General features: G+C 32.9%; 20 protein-coding genes. 13 read left to right on the top strand and 7 right to left on the bottom strand.

What is annotated here, in order from left to right:
* Positions 1–151: 151 nt before the first annotated feature.
* The 5 genes from DKK79_RS07040 to DKK79_RS07020 form a co-directional block, all read right to left on the bottom strand.
* Positions 152–1039 (bottom strand): carbohydrate kinase family protein, encoded by an 888-nt coding sequence (locus DKK79_RS07040; protein ID WP_110423471.1) that lies wholly within the window; start codon positions 1037–1039, stop codon positions 152–154.
* Entirely contained in the window at positions 1032–2438 is a 1407-nt protein-coding gene (locus DKK79_RS07035; RefSeq protein WP_110423470.1) for a hypothetical protein, read from the bottom strand. Before DKK79_RS07035 ends, DKK79_RS07040 begins: the two co-directional genes overlap by 8 nt.
* A 62-nt stretch (positions 2439–2500) precedes the next feature.
* Positions 2501–3484, bottom strand: a complete 984-nt coding sequence (locus DKK79_RS07030; protein WP_110424049.1) for an ABC transporter permease — start codon at positions 3482–3484, stop codon at positions 2501–2503.
* 34 nt (positions 3485–3518) lie between these two features.
* Entirely contained in the window at positions 3519–5009 is a 1491-nt protein-coding gene (locus tag DKK79_RS07025) for a sugar ABC transporter ATP-binding protein (protein WP_110423469.1), read from the bottom strand.
* Between the two features lie 52 nt (positions 5010–5061).
* Entirely contained in the window at positions 5062–6006 is a 945-nt protein-coding gene (locus DKK79_RS07020) for a sugar ABC transporter substrate-binding protein (RefSeq protein WP_034882139.1), read from the bottom strand.
* 252 nt (positions 6007–6258) lie between these two features.
* Between DKK79_RS07020 and DKK79_RS07015 the strand changes: the two genes are divergently transcribed.
* From DKK79_RS07015 to DKK79_RS07010, 3 genes are all read left to right on the top strand, one after another.
* On the top strand, positions 6259–7353 hold the full coding sequence (locus tag DKK79_RS07015) for a GntR family transcriptional regulator (protein WP_034882140.1): 1095 nt from the start codon (positions 6259–6261) through the stop codon (positions 7351–7353).
* Positions 7354–7719: 366 nt separating this feature from the next.
* A complete protein-coding gene (locus DKK79_RS14480) occupies positions 7720–7875 on the top strand; it encodes a hypothetical protein (RefSeq protein WP_181415258.1) in 156 nt (51 codons plus the stop codon).
* 26 nt (positions 7876–7901) lie between these two features.
* Positions 7902–8174: a hypothetical protein gene (locus DKK79_RS07010; RefSeq protein WP_110423467.1), complete on the top strand. Its 273-nt coding sequence runs from the start codon at positions 7902–7904 to the stop codon at positions 8172–8174.
* Positions 8175–8245: 71 nt separating this feature from the next.
* Here the strand turns inward: DKK79_RS07010 and recO are convergent, their stop codons facing one another.
* The gene (gene recO / locus DKK79_RS07005; protein ID WP_034882141.1) at positions 8246–8938 is read right to left on the bottom strand and encodes a DNA repair protein RecO; all 693 of its coding nucleotides are present in this window, start codon (positions 8936–8938) and stop codon (positions 8246–8248) included.
* 152 nt (positions 8939–9090) lie between these two features.
* Between recO and DKK79_RS07000 the strand changes: the two genes are divergently transcribed.
* From DKK79_RS07000 to DKK79_RS06990, 3 genes are all read left to right on the top strand, one after another.
* Positions 9091–10719 (top strand): Na+/H+ antiporter, encoded by a 1629-nt coding sequence (locus DKK79_RS07000; protein ID WP_110423466.1) that lies wholly within the window; start codon positions 9091–9093, stop codon positions 10717–10719.
* Positions 10720–11226, top strand: coding sequence for a ubiquinone anaerobic biosynthesis accessory factor UbiT (gene ubiT, locus DKK79_RS06995; protein ID WP_220019071.1), 507 nt, complete (start codon positions 10720–10722; stop codon positions 11224–11226).
* A gap of 261 nt (positions 11227–11487) precedes the next feature.
* A complete protein-coding gene (locus DKK79_RS06990) occupies positions 11488–12549 on the top strand; it encodes an alpha/beta fold hydrolase (RefSeq protein ID WP_110423465.1) in 1062 nt (353 codons plus the stop codon).
* Positions 12550–12691: 142 nt separating this feature from the next.
* On the opposite strand, the gene DKK79_RS06985 is transcribed toward DKK79_RS06990, so the two are convergent.
* Positions 12692–13180 (bottom strand): hypothetical protein, encoded by a 489-nt coding sequence (locus DKK79_RS06985; protein WP_110423464.1) that lies wholly within the window; start codon positions 13178–13180, stop codon positions 12692–12694.
* Positions 13181–13693: 513 nt separating this feature from the next.
* On the opposite strand from DKK79_RS06985, the gene sbcB reads away from it, so the two are divergent.
* The 7 genes from sbcB to artQ all read left to right on the top strand — a co-directional run bounded on the left by sbcB (position 13694) and on the right by artQ (position 19636).
* Positions 13694–15130: an exodeoxyribonuclease I gene (gene sbcB / locus DKK79_RS06980; protein ID WP_110423463.1), complete on the top strand. Its 1437-nt coding sequence runs from the start codon at positions 13694–13696 to the stop codon at positions 15128–15130.
* Between the two features lie 107 nt (positions 15131–15237).
* Positions 15238–15681, top strand: coding sequence for a CidA/LrgA family protein (locus DKK79_RS06975; RefSeq protein WP_110423462.1), 444 nt, complete (start codon positions 15238–15240; stop codon positions 15679–15681).
* Complete coding sequence (locus DKK79_RS06970) at positions 15678–16367, top strand: CidB/LrgB family autolysis modulator (protein WP_110423461.1); 690 nt, start codon at positions 15678–15680, stop codon at positions 16365–16367. The genes DKK79_RS06975 and DKK79_RS06970 overlap by 4 nt, the downstream gene beginning before the upstream one ends.
* Before the next feature lies 1 nt (position 16368).
* Positions 16369–17016, top strand: a complete 648-nt coding sequence (locus DKK79_RS06965) for a SanA/YdcF family protein (RefSeq protein WP_110423460.1) — start codon at positions 16369–16371, stop codon at positions 17014–17016.
* 279 nt (positions 17017–17295) lie between these two features.
* Positions 17296–18024, top strand: a complete 729-nt coding sequence (gene artP / locus DKK79_RS06960) for an arginine ABC transporter ATP-binding protein ArtP (protein ID WP_034882147.1) — start codon at positions 17296–17298, stop codon at positions 18022–18024.
* 29 nt (positions 18025–18053) lie between these two features.
* On the top strand, positions 18054–18788 hold the full coding sequence (locus DKK79_RS06955; RefSeq protein WP_034882148.1) for a transporter substrate-binding domain-containing protein: 735 nt from the start codon (positions 18054–18056) through the stop codon (positions 18786–18788).
* Positions 18789–18871: 83 nt separating this feature from the next.
* The gene (gene artQ / locus DKK79_RS06950) at positions 18872–19636 is read left to right on the top strand and encodes an arginine ABC transporter permease ArtQ (RefSeq protein ID WP_220019069.1); all 765 of its coding nucleotides are present in this window, start codon (positions 18872–18874) and stop codon (positions 19634–19636) included.
* Positions 19637–19645 lie beyond the last annotated feature (9 nt).

Here is a 19645-nt window from a genome sequence, read left to right as displayed (position 1 = left end):
ATTGGATGTTATTTTCTGTGCAATATAATTGTCCAAATTAATTTATTTTAAAAGTTAAATCAATATTAATTGAATCTATATATTAGGGATTAAATAAAGAGTTTAAATAGCCTAGCTTTAGTTGTCTAACAAAAGGCTAGGCTTATATAAATTATAATTCAGCTAAATAATTTTCCGGTATAATTGGCATAGGACCACTTTGAGTACAGACGTAAGCAGCCATATGATTTGCTTTACTATTAATTTCCTTTAAATCTTTACCTTTTAAATATAACACACTACTAATAGCCATAAATGAATCACCAGCACCGACAGTATCAATTGCAGTGATTTTCTCTGCAGGATGATAATTTTGCTCGCTTTTTGTGATTAGGTGACTGCCATCACTACCACAAGTATATATTAATAACTCAAGTTGATAATGCTGATTAAGATAATCGAAAAGTACTTTGGGGTCAGAATTTATTTTTAACAAATCGGCAATAATTGGTAATTCTTCATCATTTAACTTTAAAATATTGGCATGTTCAATACACAAAAGTAAAGTCGCGTTATTATAATGGTTTTGACGCAAATTAATATCAACAATGAGTTTGGTTCTTGGTGAACGATAAGTAATAATTTCTTTCAGTAAGTCATGATTATGTTGATTGCGTTGAATTAAACTACCAAAATAAATTGCATCTAAATCGTCTTGTTTAATAAGTGCTAATAGCTGATCAGTTAACTGAATATCATCCCAAGCAACAGGATTAACTATATCATAAGTTGGTTTCCCTGCTGAATCCAATTTGACTAATACCGTTCCTGTTGGATAACTTTTTGATATTTGAAGTTGTTGGGGAATTTGTAGTTTTTCAAGTTGATTGCTCAATTCTTTACCATTTTCGTCATCACCAATGGCTGAAACCAAAATTGCGTTTGCTCCAGCTGATTTCGCATGATAACAAAAATTGGCAGCAGCCCCGCCAATTTTTTTTCCGTTAGGTAAACAATCCCATAAAAACTCACCTATTGCGACAACTTTTATGTCATTCATTTTCAATTAGTCCTTGTTTGACATCAATGTTTTTTTCCATACTGTCGGCTTGCTTTTGCCAATCATCAAATTGACCATATGCTGTATATATAGTTGATCCCGTTGGTAATTCAGGGTATTCATTTTCACCATTTGTCCCCCAATTCACCCAACCTGAATCTTTACGTTGAACAATTTGATAACGTCCGACAATATTGCTCGTATACCAGACCATAGCATACCCTGATTCCTGATTAATTTCAGCCGTTTTATTTGCAGCAAGTGGAAAAATAGTCTGTTCAGGTACACTGTTAACATCGACTTCTTTTGCGAATAATACTGCTTTATTTCGGTCGCTATTATGTACTACATGATGTGCTTTACGTAAAATCGTTTTAACATGTGCTTTTATTTCTTCATCACTCAATATACCTTCTTTAACACAAAAAAGTCGCCAGAAGAAATCCCAAGATACAGCATTGATGTTATCACCTATTGATTCGCGATAACGTCTTGCATTTGGAGGAAGTTTATCAAGCGGTTGAGATAAAATTCGATTTACTTCATCCGCTAGAATGTTAGCATACAGATCTCCCTGCCGATAATAAGTACCACCATAACTAGCAAAACGAGAAAATACCACATTGTTTTGACCACTCTCATACTCATCACCAACAGTTATCTTATTTATCACAGGCATCCCATCAACAGAAGTTTCAAAATCATCAACATAATAAGTACGTCTAAACCATGGTGATTGATAGAAAAACTCCCACACAATTGAGAATGCTTTATCATGCAAAGCTGGATCTAAGCCATTGGGAATTTTTCCATTGAAACGATATCGACAATAGATTGGCCCTTCAACCTCTGTTTGGCACTCTACGATGGTATGCTCAGGTGGATTAATTAAACCATTAGCAGGAGTAAAAAAAGGTCCATAAAAACCACCTATAGCATTAGAACAATCTTTAATTAAATTACGCCCTTCTGCTTTAGCTGCGAAATAACGAATTCCCCATTTCCCATATGATGTTCCATCAGCAGTACCACGACATAATTCTAAAATATAGTGCCCAGTATCAAGTCGTTTTACACCATCATTTAAAGTTGGCGCTAGTTGTTTTATGCCACTTACATTGCTTATTGACGTTTTTTCATCAATATACAAAGTATAATTTTCAACTAACTGCTCTAAATTGGTTACTATAAAGGCGATTGAGCAAGCCGAGATTAATGTATTAGTATCATCATAAACGATATCAAACAATTGATGTGGTATAACTTTTCCTTGCTCATTAACTAGTTTTAATTTAGATGGATCTATTGGTTGTTCTTTGAAAAAAAGACTCGCGATTACCGGTTCATTATGTCGAGTAATACCATCTGGGTTATTTAACATCAAAGTACATTTTTTCATTCTATTATCCTATTAATTAAATTGGTTATTATTCATATATAAAAAAAACAAATTAGCCTAAATTAGTTTGCTTTCTTGCGTTTTAGCATATCGACATAGACGGCTAAAAAGATGATTACGCCTTTTGCAACTAATTGCCAAAATGAATTAACACCTAATAAATTCAAACCATTATTAATAATGCCGATAACAATTACGCCTAAAATAGTGCCACTAATGCGACCTATTCCTCCTGACATCGAAATACCCCCAAGCACACAAGCTGCTATGGCATCCATTTCATAGCCCTGCGCAACTGATGGTTGTCCTGAATACATTCTTGCTGCAAGCACTATTCCTGCGAAAGCAGCTAAAAAACCGGCAATGGTATATACAATGATTTCAACTCGTTTGATGGCAATACCTGATAATCTTGCTGCCTCACGGTTACCACCGAGAGCATAAATATAGGTACCTAAACGTGTTCGATTAACTACCACTAACATAACGACAATAAATACCAACATATAGATAACAGGGTATGGAATCATGCCTAAGTAACCTGTACCGATACTCGTAAAACTCTCATCAAAGATACGAATTGATTGACCACCACTATAAATATAACCTACGCCACGAGCGATCATCATCATTGCTAATGTAACGATGAATGGTGGAATACCTGTATACGCAATAGCAGCCCCATTTGCTGCACCACATAAAGTACCAATAAACAAACCCAACAAAATAGCAGGAATAATGCCCATTTCACCGATTGAAATAAACCCAACCGTGAGTGTCCCTGCCATAGCGACTATCGAACCCACCGATAGATCAATACCACCCAATATGATAATTAATGTCATACCTAAGGCTAAACACATATTAGTGGATACTTGTCTTAACACTGAAAGCATATTTTCTTGAGAAAGAAATACCGGGCTGGCAAAACTTAAAATGATACTAATTAATAGAAGCGCAATTAAAATTCCTATATTATTTGTAATAAAATTTTTAAAACTTCTAATAATGATATTATTGATTATTGTAGAGTGATGATAGCTCATATCATCTGATTGTTTCATTGATTGGCTAGCCATTTTAAGCTCTCCCTGTTGCTAATTTCATAATTTTTTCTTGTGTAAGTTCTGATTGCGATAATTCACCTTGAATTTGTCCATTCGCGACGACACAAACACGATCACACATATTGATAATTTCTGGTAATTCTGAGGAAATCATAATAATAGCCATTCCACTTGCACAAAGTTCATCGATAATTTGATAAATTTCAGCTTTAGCACCAATATCAATTCCTCGAGTAGGTTCGTCTAAAATGATGATTTTCGGTTTAGTTGCTAGCCACTTAGCTATCACAACTTTTTGTTGATTACCGCCACTAAGTTGACCAACAATTTTGTCAGCATCAGGGGTTTTTATATTGAGCTTATCAATATAGTATTGAATGATATCTTTCTGTTTTTGTTGATTAACTAAACAACCATGCATAAATTGTTTCAATACCGTTAATGTTAAATTGAAAGCGATACTATTACCTAAAATAAGCCCCTGTTTTTTCCTATCTTCAGGAACTAAGGCTATTCCTATATCAATAGCATCTTGCGGAGATTTGAGCTTAACAAGCTTATTGTCAAAATAAATTTCACCACTATCATATTGGTCTGCACCAAAAACTGCTTGCATGATTTCACTTCTACCAGCGCCCATAAGACCGGCAAAACCTAAAATCTCTCCTTTCTTTAAATGAAAATTGACGTTCTTAAATACTCCTTTTTTCGAAAGATTTTTAACTTCTAATAAACGTTCTCCATTTTCTTGATAGTGACGTTGATAATAATTATTTAAGTTACGCCCAACCATCAATTTGACTAATTCATCAATATTGGTTTGTTTAGTATTGACGGTATCTATATAACTACCATCCCTAATTACAGTTATTCTGTCTGTGATAGTAAATAACTCATCCATACGATGAGAAATATAAATGATACTTACGTTATGTTCGGTTAGTTTTTTAATCATAATAAAAAGCTGTTCAACTTCTTTATTAGTTAAAGAAGATGTTGGCTCATCCATGATTAAGATACGAACGTTAAATGAAATAGCTTTGACGATTTCGATAAGTTGTTGTTGTGCAATGGTTAACTCATGTACAGGCCGTAACACATCGATCGTTAACCCCATATTTTCCATCATTATTTTGGCTTTGGCGATCATTTGACGATGATCTTTAAAACCTAGGCGTGTTCTCGGTTCACGGCCTAAAAAAATATTTTCGTATACACTAATATAAGGAACTAAGACAATCTCCTGATGAATAACATTAATTCCTCTTGCTTGTGCATCTTTAATACCATTAATTATCTCAGTTTTACCATTAATCTTAATTTCACCGGCATCTGGTTTATAGATGCCGCCAATAATTTTGATTAAGGTTGATTTGCCAGCGCCATTTTCGCCCAACAATCCATGAACTTCACATTGTTTAAGGTTAAAGTACATATCTTTTAACGCATGGACACCAGCAAATTTTTTTTCTATATGAGATAGTTGTAATGCAACTTGTTCCATATAAATATCACCTTATTGATTTCAATAGATATAACTTGATTAAAGTCATTGATTACTGCCAGACTTTTACTCCATATTGATCAATCATTTCTTTGGTAATTGGAAAAGTTGGCACTAATATTTCTTTAGCAACGCTTTCTCCAGCTAGAACCTGTTTACCGACTTTATAGGTTTCTTTAGCTAATTGAATTGGAGCTTGAGCTACAGTTAACGTTATATCGCCATCGCTAAATGCTTTTTTACCATCAGGTGAACCATCAACAGTATAGACCTTAACATTTTTAAGTTTATTTGATGCTTTCAAAGCAACAACAACACCTAAAGCAGAGGGATCATTTACGGCAAAAAATGCTTGTAAATCAGGATGAGCTTGAATAATATCTTCGGCAATGGGCATTGTGACTTCTAAAGCACATTTGCCATTTTGTTGAGACACCACATCAAACTTGCTTCTGTTTTCACCTAATCCCGCATAAAAACCATCAGCTCTTAGAACACTAGCACGATTAAAAGGACAATCAATAACAGCAATTTTGGCACCATTAGGATAATCTTTAGCCATTTGTTCGCCATTAATTTTACCGGCCAAGAAATTATCTGAAGCTACTGTGCTAACCACTAAATCATCATCACTAATAGGATTATCAATCACTACCACTGGAATCTGTTTTTGTTTTGCTGCCAATAATCCTTGGCGAATACCTTCTGAATCAACAGCGATTAAGTAAATAATGTCAACTTTCTGATTAATAACATCTTCCATCATTGAAATTTGTTTAGCTTGATCATATTGAGGATCGACAAGAATATATTGATCACCATTTTGTTTGGCAATTTCAGAAAATGTATCGGATATTGCAGTAAAAAATGAATTGTTTAAAGTTGAAGTAATAAAAGCAAATTTAATAGGCTTTTTTGTATCAGCATTTACAAGTTGAAAACAACTTGTAAAAATAATAAATGTAATTGTTAAAAACGATGTTATGAATTTTTTCATAAACCCACCTCAGATAATCAAATGATTTGTAATAATAATTTCCTTAAATACTAAAACCCAAAAATATTTTGCAATATATTTTGAGTAAATTCAGTCTAATTATCTGCAACAAGCTTAACAATATTAATCTATTTCTTTTTATTATTTATGATATCAAAGTCACTTTTTTTGATAACTTGTAAAATTTAATTTATCAAGTTTAATGGTTATGTCATACTAGGTATATTCAATTAATGTTCTATAGGTAATATGATGGCAAATAAATGTGAGCAGATTTATCAGGAAATATTATTGCAAATCAAAAGTGGAATTTTAGATTGTAATAGTGCCCTTCCTTCTTCATCTGATTTAAGCACAATATATAAGACTTCCCGACCAACAATAAGTAAAGTATTTTCAAGATTAAAAACGGAAGGTTATATTGAAGGTAAACAAGGTGGTAAATTTTATGTTAGGCAACCCAAAGATCAACAAGTAAGCAAATATATTTTTGGAATATTGGCTCCTCGTTTAGAACAAGATGAAAGTAGAATGATTCTTGATAGTTTATATTCTGAAATAGCAAGTTTAGCCAATAATTATCAGTTTTCTCTTTTATGGGCTGGTATGCTAACCAAAAGTCAGGATATTCAATCTATTTTAAATGACGTAGAAAGAGTCATTATTAATTATACAAAAAATAATATCAACGGAATATTTTTCACACCTTTAGAGTTTCACCCTTACGCGAATATTATAAATAAAAGAATAATGGATTATCTGAAACTCTACAATATTCCCTGTATATTGTTAGAAAGAGACTATTGTGTTTTCCCTTCTCGAGGTAAAGCTGATTTAGTCAGTATCGATAACATTGCCGCCGGTTACGTTGTCACAAACCATTTCATTCAACATAAAAATACTCGAATTGCTTTTATCTCAAAAAGTGATTCGGCTAATACTATTGCTTTAAGAATAATAGGATATAAACAAGCACTATATGACGCAGGTATTACAAAAATTAATGATTGGATAATTCAAGTGCCACAAATTGATGAAAAAGTAATTAATCAATTAGCTAAGTTGAACATCAAACATGTAGTTTGTGGTAATGACTTTACAGCAATGCAATTAATCTCATTGAATCAAAGAATAAATCCAAAACAAAAATTATTTACTATCAGTTTTGATGATGCTGACTATGCTGGCCATCTATCTACCCCGCTGTCTACTTATAAACAACCGTTAGCAAGTATAGCTTTAACTGCGGTAGAAACATTAATCCAAAGGATAAATAACCCAACCTTACCAATTCGTACTATATACGTAAATGGTGAATTAGTTATCCGTGCATCAAGTGGAGCATAATAAAGAACTCAATAACCAGTCAATAAAATACAGCCAAATTTAATATATATTTACATAATATTCAAATGCATAATATTGTATATATTACTGGACATACTTAGAAATGGAAATCTTAATGAATAAATTTTATAACCTATATAATGTACTAGTGATTGGTTTAATCAGTTTAATTTTAAGTGGATGTCATCAGGCAATCAATACAAATAATACTTCAAATGATAGAGGATGGGGTCGAATCTCATGTTCGAGAAGTTAAATTAGCGCGTATTAATAACACACCAATAAACGTTGCTGTAATCCATTATTCTAAGAAAGCATTTATGCATAGAAAAAGTTCAGGAACTCCTGTTCAATGGCGATGTTGGTATGTCAATAATTGATGATAACAATAATAAATGGTCGCTTTTCAAACAGGATGATGAAATCAATATGCTTGGTGAAGCGGACAAAAATTATCAACTTTATTATGTCAATTATTCAAGAAATACTTACGAAATTATAGCTAATCTGTTGATGGACTAGATGTTATCAACGGAAAAACAGGTTCATTGAACAATAATGGTTATATTTTAAGACCGTATAGTAAGCTATCAATTAAAAGATTTCGAAAAAATGACCGTGAAGTTGTCTCATTTACATTTTCTCAAGCACTTAAAGCTTATGCAAATCATACCGATCAAGGTTCAGCAAACAATATTGGGGTGATTGGTACAGCAATTTTCCAATTGGAAAATGGTAATCAATATAAGAAATCATCGAATTCTAACGCTTTCCCTGCCGATAGTTATAATAATAAATATGCTAAACCACCAAGATACTAAGTTTAATCGAGTAAATTATACTTAATAAGCTATTCCACCAATAATCATAGGTAGAATAGTGAAATCAAAAGCTAAATTTTCAAGAATAATTCTCTACTCTTAAAAGGTTTTGATCCTATATATGGTTTTAAAGCCATTCGCGTAAAGCGCTTTGCGGCTTTAAGTGTATCGGTATTATGAAACTTTCTATTACCTAAAGCTAAAACTTGCTCGCCAGTAAAACTGGTACTATTTTGTAATAGACTACTAATAAATCCTTTTTCAGATAAATATTGATAATGCATCGATTCAACAATATTATCCCCAGTTGCACTACAATGAAAAAAATCCACGTGATACCCCAAATTATCAAGTAAAGCCAATTCAAATGCTCGCAGTACATTTTCAGCAGGAACTTGTTGTGCTAGTTGCTGTATACTCGTCAGATAATCATCAAATAATGTGGTAAATTCGGTTTCGGCAACTAGCACTCGATGTAATAGCTCATTTAAATAGAATGCACTATATAAAAATACAGAAACTAGCGGTAAGGTAAGCGATATCGCTTCTACTTGACGTAAAGTTTTTATTTCACCTTTTCCGGAATACTGAACAATTAATGGCGTAAAAGGTTGTAAAATACCTTTTAGTGCCGATCGTTTACGTCTAGCGCCTTTTGCCAAGATGATTACTTTTCCGACATCTTCAACGAATAAATCGACTAATAAACTACTTTCACTATATGTTCTCGTATGAAGTACAAATGCTCTTCGCCAATTTTCCATCTACACTGCCTGTCAATTAAATTACTAGTTTTTTTGATCAAAAATAGAGATTGGTTAAAATTTAAATAATTTTGTGTAATTTTAACCTGAATTTATATTAAAAATCCTATATAATAGATAGTTATATATGGGATAACTAAAAAAGAGTCGCTATGGAACTATTTTCAACAATATTACTGATAGTATTAATTGTATCACTTTCCGGTGTCATTATAAAAATGTTACCAATACAAATCCCATTACCACTAATGCAAATATTACTAGGTAGTATTCTTGCTGCTTTAGGCATTTATTTGGAGTTTAATTCAGATTTATTTCTTGTTTTATTCATCCCCCCTCTACTTTTTGCTGATGGTCGAAAAACTTCAGTAAAAGACTTTGTACATAACGTAAGAGAAATTGTTGGATTAGCTCTTGTTCTTGTCGTTATCTCCATTGTTGCTTTGGGGTATTTTCTCCATTGGATGTTACCAGATATTTCAATGGCAGCTGTATTTGCTTTAGCGGCAGTATTATCACCTACTGATGCCGTTGCACTAAGTGGTATTGTTGGTAAAGGAAGAATTGAAAAAGAGAAGATGGAAATCATTGAAGGTGAAGCCTTAATGAATGACGCTTCTGGTCTAGTTTCCTTAAAATTTGCTCTTGCAATTGCTGCTGGCGCATTTGAATTCAACTTATTACAAATCAGTATATCTTTCTTTGTGGTTGCTATCGGTGGTTTAGCTGTTGGGGTTATATTCACATGGTTATATGCGCGTATTTTACGTAAAATAAACCAACTGACTAATAATGACCCTGCAATCCAAATTGTACTGTTATTCCTATTACCATTTGCTGCTTACATCATTGCTGAAGAATGTCACTGTTCAGGCATTTTAGCGGCAGTAAGTGCTGGTATGACAGTTAATCATTCAGGAATGATGCGTAATGCGCCTTTGACAACGCGTTTACAATCAGATAGTGCCTGGTCGATGTTAACTTTCGTATTTAACGGTTTTGTCTTCGTTCTATTAGGTATTCAGTTACCAAGTATTTTGACTAATACATTTGCTGAAAATCAAATCGATACATCAATTGAATTATGGCAACTATGTCTAATTGTATTATTCGTTTTTGTAGTATTAATGGGGACTCGATTTGCTTGGCTCTGGGCAATGAAAAAGATGCCAGCAATGCCATTTGGTACTAAACGTTCACTAGCATTTAGTTCATATACAACACGCGATCTTTGGATCTCGACTTTTGCTGGAGTTCGCGGAGCAATCACACTAGCTGGGGTATTATCTATTCCAATAACCATCGCTGGTCGGTATCAATTAGTATTTATCGCCGCAGGTATCATCCTGATATCATTAATATCAGCTATTATTATATTACCTATTTTATTACGCGGCAGTGTGATTCTGGATAATTCCGAGCAAGAAAACGAAATTTTAACTGTTAAAGGACAAATGGCTGAAGAAGCTATTGTTAGTCTTGAAAAAATGCAGGCTAGTCTTTTACAGGAAACATCTGATGCAGGTTTAGATCAAGAAATTATTCACGAAGTTGGTTCTCGGGTTATTGGTTCATTGAGACGCCGCACTGGCCTTAAAGATTTGGAACAAAAAGCACTTGAAGCAGAAAATCTTGAAAGACGTATGCGTTTAGTGGCAATTGGTGCGGAACGTACAGCATTACTACAAATGAAAGTTCGTGATGAAGTTAGTGAAGAGGTTTATGAACATTTAAATACTGATTTAGATATTTATGAGAAGATGATCTCTGGAGATGCCTAAATGATTGGCAACAAACACCAATTTCTTAGCACAATGCATTCACAATTTGTCGAGAAAGCGCCAAAAATGTTGGGGATGACATTACGATGTATCCCCTTCAACTTAAAAAAACGAACTATCGAACAATTATTACAATTACAATTCAAGCACTCACTTGAAGATGGTGATTTAGATTTTTTAGAAAGTCGTTGGCTTAAAATCCAAGTTACAGATCTTCAACTAGTTTGGTTTGTCAGTTTAATTGATAACAAACTCGTGGTTAGTCGCGAGGAAATACCTAATGTAAGCTTCATTGGTAATGCCAATGATTTAATTATGATTGCGACTAGACGACAAGATCCTGATACCTTATTCTTCCAACGTCGATTAATTGTTGAGGGTGATACTGAATTAGGTCTTTATATAAAAAACTTAATGGACTCAATTGAAATAGAAGCTATGCCAAAATTCTTAAGATTAACACTTGAAAAGCTAGCTGACATTATTGAAAGTGCACCCAAAAACTAAATGACTAGATTAAGTCTATATAAGAAAGAGAATAATAAATTCTCTTTTTAATAACGAAAAAATCTAGATCTAAGCTTTATAAATTTATTTCTAAATTTAATTATTTGATGTAAATAAACAGATTTTTTATTGGATAACAGCCGTTTAATAAACTGTTATGCTTGCTAACGTTGATTAGAATACTACAACGTTGATATTACCTTCCTTATCTATCTCTTACACAAATGTTTCATGACATAATTATGATGGAGAGCGTCACTTATGAATACTATGAAAAAAGTACTACTATTTTTTATTTTTCTAACATTTGCTGTACCAGGATTTTGTAACGAATTCTACAACCAATTTGAAGGTGATTATATTATCAAGAATTTTAAATTTAATGACGGTAATACTATTGAAAATTTAAAAATTCATTATGTCACAATCGGCAATCCTAAAGGAAAACCCGTATTAGTTTTACATGGTACGGCTGGTAATGGAGCTTCAATGCTTAATGATACTTTTGGTCATGTCTTATTTGATAAAGGTATGCCATTAGATGCTGAAAAATATTTTATTATATTACCTGACGCAATTGGCACAGGTAAATCATCAAAACCTTCAGATGGCATGAAAGGCAACTTTCCTCATTATGATTATTCAGACATGGTTAATGCACAATACCAGCTTTTGAAAAATGGATTAGGTATAAATCATCTTGAACTTATTATTGGTAATTCGATGGGGGGCATGAATACTTGGTTATGGATTACTAAGTATCCTGACTATATGACCGCGGCAATTCCAATGGCAGCAACCCCTGCCCCAATATCTAGTCGAAATTGGATTATGAGAAAAATGCTCATTAATTCAATTAAAGATGATCCTGATTGGAAAAATGGTTTTTATAACCAACAACCAGAAAAATTCCAAACTATTTATAATTATTACGATATAGCAACTAATGGTGGTGATATTGCTTGGCAAAATAGAGCCTACAATACTGAAAAAACAGAAGAAATATTGTCAAATAAGTTAAAAGAACGAATTAATATGGATGCCAATGATTTTTTATATCAATGGGATGCTGCAAGAAACTTTGATCCAACACCAGATTTAACTAAGATTAAGGCGTTTATTTTAGTTATTAACTCAGAAGATGATGAAAGAAATCCGCCAAATACGGGTTTGATGCAAAAAGCGTTGAAAGATATTGTAGCAGCCAAATATTATCTTATCCCAGCCAGTGCCATAACCAGTGGTCATGGCACTACAATGAATGCTAAATTATGGATAGAAGAGTTAAAAATATTTCAAAAAGAACTTGATGCTTATTACTAATTTAAGTTTGTTACATAAGTAACTATAAAACGGAGAAGAGGATATTCTTCATCCTCTCCCCCCCCCCAAATTTCCTACTTTTTTGTAATTATTTTTTCAATCTGAAAAAAACAAAAAAACATTTGAGGTTTTTAATTTAGAATTATTCCATTTTTGTACAATAACCTTCTGATTTTATTTTCGAATATACATGTTCATTTTTATTAGCGATATCTTTTTTCTTGAAAAATAATTCTTCTTTAATTGAAAAATGTTTATCTGAGCTTATACCCATTGATGTTGTTATAACTATCGACCCTAATTTGTCATTATTAGTATCAGTTTTACCTAAATACTTATTAATTTTATTAATAGTACTAACATTATCCTTGTATACCCAATCTTTAGCATTATCTTGTTTAAAATATAATTTACCTTCTTCTAACTTATATTCCTCAATAGAAGTAACATCATTTTCTTTTACATAGCCAGATAGTTTGCCATTATTATCTTTTGCAGAAAATTGTTCTAGTTTACACTCCCACTTACCAACAAGGTACTTATCTGAATTAACTGAATTATTTATATCTTCATTATCTCCACAACCAGATAACGCAACGCCAATCAAGCCAACTAAAATTATTCTTTTCATATTACCCTCGGAATTTTTAAATAATGGTAAGTTATTTGAAAAATCTGGGCAATAAAAAGATGCATTGCGATTTATATGAATTTTGATGATGAGTTTTATTACTAACTACATGAGGATTAATTTCCCGATATCTAAAGAAAAAAATTAAGTTTTATAATAATATTAACAATCTTGTGTAGCTTAAATTAAAAGCTCAATATATCCCAATTGTTAATTTTTGACCATTTCCCTTACATCCATAACGAAATTAGAATTCAATAGTCTCTTTTTGTGATATCCTTAAACCTAAAATTGTCATCTATAATCTCAGGTAATCTCTTTAATAATGTTAAGAGTTACTCGTAAAGTGCTATTTTATTTTTTTATCTTCAGGAAAAAACTAAGAACATAATTATGTACACAGCTGCAAATCAAAAATGAAAAAATATTTAAACTAAAATGAGTAAAATTAAACAAATCAATAATTAATCGAAGATTAATAAATAAATGAACAGATGAGATCAAAAAACAATAATGGAAAACAGCACAAATCAACATACTTTTTACTTCCACGATTACGAAACATTTGGCATAAATCCTGCTTTAGATCGCCCCGCCCAGTTTGCTGGCGTAAGGACTGACAGTGACTTTAATATTATTGAAGAACCTTTAGTCATTTATTGTCAGATAGCTCAAGATTATTTACCTGATCCTGAAGCCGTGCTAATAACAGGAATAACACCCCAAAAAACGAATCAAAATGGTATTTGCGAAGCTGAATTTACCAAATTAATCCATCAAGAATTTAGCCGACCAAATACCTGTATCTTAGGCTATAACAATATTCGTTTTGATGATGAAGTTACTCGCAACATCTTATATCGCAACTTTTATGACCCTTATGCCTATAGTTGGCGCAATGGCAATTCCAGATGGGACCTGCTTGATGTAGTTCTTGCCTGTTATGCTTTAAGGCCGGAAGGAATTAATTGGCCAACAAATGTTTCAGGATTTCCTAGTTTTCGGTTAGAAGATCTCACCAAAGCAAACCATATAGAACATGAACATGCGCACGATGCCATGTCTGATGTCTATGCCACGATTGCAATGGCAAAATTAATTAAACAAGCACAACCCAAATTATTTAATTATTTTTTTACTCTACGCAATAAAAACAAAGTTGCCGAATTGATTGATATTGCCAATATGACACCAATCATTCATGTTTCAGGCATGTTAGGTAGTCATCGTGGTAACATGGCATTGGTTAGCCCTCTTGCATGGCATCCGACGCAAAAAAATGCTGTGATTGTTTGTGATCTCAGCGGTGATATTGATTCGCTCATAACGCTACCAGTTGAAACTATTCGAGAAAAACTCTATACCAAAACCGAAGATCTTGATGTTGATGAACAGCGGATTCCATTGAAATTAATTCATATTAATAAATGCCCAATAGTCGCACCATTAAGCACTCTTCTTCCTGATAATGCTAAACGTTTCAATCTTGATAAACAGAAATGTCTAACCAATCAACAAAAATTGTTAGAAAACCAAAATACATTACAAAGTAAAACGTATGAACTATTTAATGTGAGCAATGAATATTCTAACAATAATATTGATGTTGATGCGCAAATCTATGAGAATTTTTTAAATGGCCAAGATCTGTTGAAATGTGAGACAATACGATCAACTCCACCCCATTTATTAGACAGCTTAGCTCTAAATTTTGACGATTCACGATTAGCAAAATTATTTTTTCGTTATAAAGCAAGAAACTACCCACAAACATTAACCGAACAAGAGTTGCGTATTTGGCAAGATCATTGTCGCGACATACTAAATCCGCATAAGATTCAAGATTACTTACAAACCCTTGAACAATTTGCAGAAATTTATATACAACAGCCTGAAAAGTTGGGCTTATTAAAGCAGCTATACCAATATTGTCATTATTTAGTTGGATAATTGAATCTGAGGAGCGTATCATATAATTCTGTTCGGAGTTCTGTGTCATTTTTCAATCAATAACTAACAGCCAAAATTTTTAGTTTAATACATCTAACATTTAACTTATGAAACACTTTTTAGCCAAACATGCAACAATTAAGCATCGACTCTATTCTTTATATTACACACTATTTAGTTATGGTCGAGGCTTAATTATTTTAACTCTCTGTTTATGGGCAGGTAATATTGTTTCTGCATTATTGCCGATAATGATCCCTGGCAGCATTATTGGTTTATTGATTTTGTTTTTTTTACTAGCTTTTCAATTAATACCAACCTGTTGGATCAAAAATAGCTGTAATCTTTTCATGCGATACATGACTATACTCTTTATTCCAGCGGCAATGGGTATTATGGATAATTATTCATTACTTTTAGCTAATTGGATACCGATTATCTTTGCTAGTGTTGGTGGTTCGATTATTGTCTTATATTTAACAGCTTATTTAACTGAGCATCTACATAAGCCAGTAGCTAAAGCGTCTGACAATAAGGAAAAACAATCATGATATGGATGCTACCATTAACTATTCTGGTTTTTCTGATTATTCGAAGAATCTCATTTAAAGTAAAAAACCCGCTATTTAATCCATTAGTTATTTCGGTAATTGTCTTAATTCCTATTTTATTAATAACTAAAACGAGCTACATCGAATATGTTAAAAATGTAAAGATTATTAACGATTTACTTCCCTATTCTGTCGTAGCTTTGGCTTATCCTTTATATGAACTTATTCCACAAATAAAGGCTCGTTGGAAATCTATTATGATGATTACCTTTACTGCCTCTATCGCTTCTATGGTGACAGGTGTATGTATTGCATTATGGTTAGGCGGTAGCAAAGAAATTGCGGCATCAGTATTACCTAAATCTGTCACCACCGCCATTGCAGTCACCATTGCCAGTAATGAAGGTGGTGTTCAATCTATCGCAGCATTATGCGTAATACTTGTTGGAACTTTAGGCGGTATTTTTGGCCATCAATTGTTAAACTTTGCTAAAATCAAAACGGCTTCAGCAAGAGGATTGTCAATTGGTGCGGTATCACATGCCGTTGGCACGGCACGCTGTATTGAAATTGATTATAATGAAGGGGCTTATAGCTCCCTATCACTGGTATTATGTGGTATTATGACCTCATTAACAGCCCCATTTTTATTTCCAATAATGATCTTTATTTTTGATTGGTTTTAGCATGACGTTAAAAAAGCTTATTGCTTATTTTATTGCCTTTTTGTTATCACTATTTGCTTTGGTGATTGGTCTCGATTTTTGGATTAGCTATAAAACAGCGCCTTACATTTATCATGATGAAAACCAACTTCCTTATCAAAAAATTGGGGTGGTATTGGGTACTTCAAAGTATGTCAAACATGGGGGAATTAATGGCTTTTATCGAAATCGAATAGATGGAGCTATTGATTTATATTGGCAAGGTAAAGTCGACTATCTCTTATTAAGTGGAGACAATGCTCAATTAAATTATAATGAACCAATTATGATGCAAAAAGATCTGATTAAGGCTGGTATCCCCAAAGAAGCGATTGTATTAGACTATGCTGGATTTCGCACCTTTGATTCCGTTGTCCGTGCCAATAAGGTCTTTAATGCGGATAAATTTACCATTATTACTCAAGAATTTCACTGTCAACGTGCGATTTTTATAGCTCTAGCTCAAGATATCCAAGCACAATGTTTTGCTGTTCCTGCTCCTAAACAAATGAAATTGGTTCGCATCCGAGAAATGTTTGCGCGTGTTAGTGCTTTTATTGATCTTTATATCCTTAGTAAAGAACCCAAATTTCTTGGTCCATCCATTCCTATCATTAATAATGAAAATTAATAAAGATTAAACGACTAAAACAAGTTGGGGAATATCGTTTTTGAGCTTATATATACGATTAAATTATAAGAACTATAGTATCTTTATGCTTTTTTTACAATTTAGATGATTATCTATGACATTATTCTTTATAATCATAAGCATAAAAAAGGTGAGGAACAGAATTTTATAGCATAAAAATCGGACTAAAACACGCTTGTCTAATAATTTAGATTGCATTTTTATGCAGAAAAAAGTAATATTTAGTCAATTAAAATTTAAACAATTTATCAAAAAATAATGAATATTGAATTAAGCCATATTAACTGTTTTTATGGTAAACATCAGGCATTGAATGATGTCTCTTTATGTTACCCTTTAGGTGAAACGATTGTTTTACTAGGTCAAAGCGGTGCAGGTAAAAGTTCTTTGTTGAAAGTATTTAATTTACTTGAAATTCCATCATCAGGCGAAATGACGATTGCTGATTCACATTTCGATTTTTCGCAAAAGATAAGTGAATCAACGATTCGGTCGCTACGCAAAAATGTTGGCATGGTTTTTCAAAATTACAACTTATGGCCACATTTAACCGTGTTGGAAAATTTAATTGAAGCACCATGCCAAGTATTAAAATTATCGAAACAAGAAGCTAGTTATAAAGCGATGTCAATTTTAGCTCGTCTACAAATTGATGAAATGGCTCATCGCTACCCTCTCCATCTTTCAGGTGGACAACAACAACGCGTCGCGATTGCTAGAGCATTAATGATGGAACCGAAAATTTTGTTATTTGACGAACCGACTGCGGCATTAGATCCAGCAATCACATCGCAAGTTGCCGAAATTATAAATGAACTTTCACGAACCGGCATTACACAAATTATTGTTACTCATGAAGTCGATTTTGCGCGTAAAGTGGCTTCACAAGTGATTTACATGGAACATGGTAAAATTATAGAGCAGGGACAACTCGAGTGTTTTGCTCATCCCAAAACCGAAGAGTTCAAAGCTTATTTATCACATTAATATTAATAAAAATCTGATTGGGTGGATATATGAAAAAAACATTACTAGCTATTTTACTTGCAGGATCTGCATTTGCTGCTCAAGCAGCGGAAACTTTAACCATTGGTACCGAAGCAACTTATGCGCCTTTCGAATTCACTAATGATAAAAATGAAATTATCGGTTTTGATATAGACGTTATGAATAAACTTTGTGACGAAATGAAAGTATCTTGTAAAATTGTTAATCAATCATTTGATGGTTTAATTCCTAGTTTAAAAACCCGTCGAATTGATGCCGCTATTGCCGGTATTGATGTGACCCCAGAACGTCAAAAACAAGTTGCTTTTACTAAAATCTATTATGATGATAGTTCAATCCAATTTATTACCTTGAAAGATACATTAACTAACCTTGACCAATTAAAAGGTAAAAAAGTAGGTATTCAAAAAGGTACCACTTACTTGAAATACTTAACCGAAAAATATCCTGATGTTAAAGCGGTAAGTTATGACAGCTATCAATTTGCTTTCCTTGATTTAAAAGCTAAACGTATTGACGCCATTGTATCAAGCTCTTTTGTTGCGGGGGAATGGTTAGGAAAAGATACTGAGATCGTTCCTTTAGGCGATAAGATCACCGATCATGAATTCTTTGGTGAAGGTTTAGGTATTGCTCTACGTCAAGGTAATGATCAATTACTTGAACAATTTAACCAAGCAATTGATAAATTAAAAGCAAATGGTGAATTGGATGCTATTTATAAAAAATGGTTTAGCAAATAATCATTAATCACAAAATCTGTTCTTTGAGATCTCGCCGCAAACCTTGCGGCGAGTTTATTTTTTAATTTAACTACGGTTTTTTTATGTCAGACTTTTTTGCACACAGTATGGAGTTGTTACTTCCTTCTATTGATGGGTATATTTTGCCGCTTACGAAAGCAACCGCGATTACGTTATCATTAGCGTTAGTATCATTAGTCGTTGGAATGTTTTTTGCGTTCATTTTTACTATTTTAGAGGCGGTACCATTCAAACCTGTTGCATGGCTAATGTTGTTGTTCAATTTAACCATCCGGGCATTACCTGAATTATTAATTGTAGTTGCAATCTATACCGGTTTACCTCTGTTATTAATGGCATTAGATGATGGTTTTACTATTCCGTTAACATCAATCACCATTAAAATGAATATTGAAAATACTCAGCCCGCTCCGTTTTTATGTGGTGTTTTTGCTTTATCTTTACTTTATGCCGTTTATGCCTCACAGACATTACGTGGTGCCTTTAAAGCGATTTCTAGCGGTCAAAAACAAGCGGCTCAAGTGTTAGGATTAAGTAAATCTCGTACCTTCTTTCGCATTATCATGCCTCAAATGTGGCGACATGCATTACCTGGTTTAAGCAATCAGTGGTTAATTTTATTAAAAGACACCGCGCTTGTTTCCGCAATAGCGATAGATGATTTAATGATGCAAACCAAAACAATTGTTGCCAGAACCAATCAACCTTTTTTATGGTACTTTATTGCGATGATTATTTATTTAGTGATATCTGTTTTCAGTCAAAAAGTTATTTCACGTATTGAAAAACGTACTACCCATTTTGAACCATCAGTCAATAGTCAGTAAGGTCATTTT

The sequence above is a fragment of the Gilliamella apicola genome, assembly GCF_003202915.1.
GTDB lineage: Bacteria > Pseudomonadota > Gammaproteobacteria > Enterobacterales > Orbaceae > Gilliamella > Gilliamella apicola_Q.
This window is presented reverse-complemented; position numbering and strand designations above follow the sequence as displayed.